Source organism: Microcystis sp. M53598_WE2, from assembly GCF_030067735.1.
Classification (GTDB): Bacteria; Cyanobacteriota; Cyanobacteriia; order Cyanobacteriales; family Microcystaceae; genus Microcystis; species Microcystis aeruginosa.
The window spans coordinates 1-3,120 of sequence record NZ_JASJFE010000389.1 but is presented as its reverse complement, the minus strand read 5'-3'; the positions used below and the strand labels follow the sequence as shown (position 1 = coordinate 3,120).

At 45.6% G+C, this 3,120-nt stretch carries 2 protein-coding genes; both read right to left on the bottom strand.

Going from position 1 to position 3,120, the window contains the following annotated elements; genetic code table 11:
- Positions 1–78: 78 nt before the first annotated feature.
- On the bottom strand, positions 79–1,305 hold the full coding sequence (locus tag PX636_RS08410; RefSeq protein WP_288116740.1) for a glycosyltransferase family 4 protein: 1,227 nt from the start codon (positions 1,303–1,305) through the stop codon (positions 79–81).
- 224 nt (positions 1,306–1,529) lie between these two features.
- Positions 1,530–2,795 carry a phosphoribosylamine--glycine ligase gene (gene purD, locus PX636_RS08405; protein WP_288116738.1) on the bottom strand — a complete coding sequence of 422 codons (1,266 nt, stop codon included), beginning with the start codon at positions 2,793–2,795 and terminating at the stop codon, positions 1,530–1,532.
- Positions 2,796–3,120 lie beyond the last annotated feature (325 nt).

Sequence of the window (3,120 nt, the reverse complement as noted above, 5' to 3'; positions counted from 1 at the left end):
GGTTTTAGTTGAAATTCCCCTATCCCCCCATTACCCTATTCCTCCATTTCCCTATCCCTAATCCCTATACCCTAATTATTAACTAACTACTTGAGAAAAAAGATTTTCGTATTGATCCAAAGTCTTTTCAAAGGCATAATTTTCCTCCGCGTATTGTCGTCCTTTTTCTCCCAGTATAGTGGCTAAATCTGGGTTTTTGTATAGTTTTAAAATAGCTGTAGCTAATGCCTCCGGATCTTCAGGATTAACCACCAAACCACCACCACTACGCTCGATCGCCCTAGCGGCGGTTCCATCGGCGGCAACAGAAGCAATAATAGCACGACCACTAGCTAATAATAGCTGAATTTTGGACGGCATATTAAAGGAAATAACGTTATGTTTTTGCATCACCATACCCACATCGGCGGCTGCTAACATTTCTGGTAATTTTTCCCGGGGTTGAAAGGGTAATAAAAGCACATTACTGGCCCCCTGTTGTTGGCGATACTTTTCTAGGCGATCGAGTGCTTCTTTTTTACCAACAATTACCACTTTAATCTCAGGGATGTCAACTAAGTAAACTGCAGCATCGATCAGGGTTTCTAGGGGTTGGGTTAGGGCAATATTGCCAGAATATAAAACAACAAATTTGCCCTCAAGATGATTTTCTTGGCGAAAATAATTATTGTTTTTCGGCAGAGGTTTAATAAAGCTTACATCCACCCAATTAGGAATTTCAATAATTTTCTGACTCGGCACATTTTTAGTTAGGAGATTTTTGGTAAAACCATCGGCAATAACCGAGATTTTGCTGGCAGTTTGATAGGCAAATTTTTCGAGACGACTAAAAACCTTAATCATTTTCTCATTAGTTAATAATCCCACATGAACTGCCGCATCGGGCAAAATATCCTGTAAATTTAGAATAATCGGTACCCCATATAATTTACTCAATAAAGCGGCGGGAACGCAAACGGGTAATCCGGGGACAGTTAAGAAAATTAGATCGGGTTTTTCACCCTTGAGAGCCTGAAAGAAACTCAAAAAAACAAAGCTCAATTCAAAGAAAATTCGATTTTTTAAACTTCTTTGGGGACGCGCCCAGACGTAGGAACGTTGAATTTTAACACCATTTCGTTCTTCTTCTAGATAGATTTTTCCTCGGTATTCGGGATCGATTTCACTATTAGGATACCAAGGAAAAGCGGTTAAAACCCTGACTTGATGACCTCTTTTAACCAATCCTTCCGCTAATTCCGTCATCAGGGGAGCGATGCCGATCGGTTCGGGATAATAGTTATAAGAATAGAGCAAAATTCGCATAGGGATGGCAATTTGGTTGGGCGATTCAGTTTCATGATTTTATCAATAGTTACTGTTTTTTTGACAAATCAGATGCGCTTTTGTCAGGGATGACCCTAGAAAGAGGTTTGGCATCAGGTGAGGATTAGCGGTGAGAGATGCGGAAAAAAAGGGAAATTGGCTAATAAATTAATCCTCAAAACCCCTAACTATTCCCCCTTTTACCCCTGCCTAAATACTGACCCTTATTTTTCCCTTACCCGGTGGCCGATATCACGACGATAATAGATGCCCTGAAAGTGTATCCTTTTCACCGATTGATAGGCAAGTTCGATCGCCTGATTAAAATTAGCTCCCATAGCCGTGACACCCAAGACGCGGCCGCCATCGGTGAAGATATCGCCGTGTTTTAAAACCGTGCCGGCGTGGAAAACGATCGCTCCCGCGGTTTCAGCTGCCTTAATTCCAGTGATTAACTGGCCTTTTTCGTAGTGGTCGGGATAACCGGCAGACGCGGCCACCACACAAACGGCACTACCGGATCGCCATTGTAAAGAGGGGAAATCAGTTAATTTTTGTTGAGCGCAAGCCAGCAGCAGCGGTGCCAGGGGAGTTTCCAGTAGGGGTAAAACCGCTTGGGTTTCGGGATCGCCAAAACGACAGTTAAATTCGAGAACTTTTGGCTCTCCGGCGGGGGAAATCATTAAACCTGCGTAGAGGACTCCCCGATAGTCAATGCCGCGTTTTTGCAGGGTGGCGACGATGGGGGCGAGGATGTCTCGGTTTACCGCTTCGATAATGGCGGCGGTGGCTATGGGTGCGGGGGCATAAACTCCCATACCGCCGGTATTTTTGCCGGTATCGCCTTCACCGATCCGCTTGTGATCTTGGGCGGGTAGCAGGGAACGAAAACTGATCCCATCGGTGAGGGTGAGGATAGACACTTCTTCTCCCTCTAGGAATTCTTCCACCACCACTTTAGTAAAGCCACCGGTAAAAAGATCATCGATCGCTTCTAGGGCCGTATCTACGGTTTCGGCGACAATTACCCCTTTTCCTGCGGCTAATCCGTCAGCTTTCACCACAATTGGCGCTCCTTGCTCTCGGATATAAGTTTTTGCTAATTCTGCATCGGTAAAGGTTTCCGAGACGGCGGTGATAACTGCTGCTTCGCTCATTAATTCTTTTGCCCAGGATTTGCTCGATTCAATTAAGGCCCCGGTTTGTGTGGGGCCAAAAACGGCAATTTCTTGGCCGAGAAGATGATCGGTAATGCCGAGGGAGAGGGGATATTCTGGCCCGACAACCACCAGATCGACGCAATTTTCTCGGGCAAAGCGGCTAATTTCGGCAAAATCCTCCATTGCTAGGGGGATATTTTCACATTGAGGTAAAATTGCCGTTCCCCCATTACCCGGAATACAGAACACTTGTTCTACTTCGGGCGATTGCAGCAGTTTCCAAGCCAAGGCGTGTTCTCGACCACCACTGCCGATAACGATAATTTTCACGGATAAACGCAGCCTAAATGACGATGGTTTAATTATCCCCTAGCTCCGGGTCAGCATTGGCTAGAAGTTGAGATTACTTAACTTTTTAATCGATTTGACGGATTCAGGAGTCAGGAGTCAGGAGTCAGGAGTCAGGAGATAGGAGATAGGAGATAGGAGTCAGGAGATAGGAGTCAGGAGATAGGAGATTATTTTATTTATTCCCCCCACACCCCACACCCCACACCCCACACCCCACACCCCACACCCCACACCCTGCCCCCAGGAGAAACTTTTTCAGCAAACCCTAAATAACTATGACTTTAGACCTGCGCGGCACTCCCTG

Coding starts and splice junctions, on each gene's coding strand:
- PX636_RS08410 (WP_288116740.1), bottom strand. CDS start 1,305: ATGCGAATTTTGCTCTATTCTTATAACTATTATCCCGAACCGATCGGC.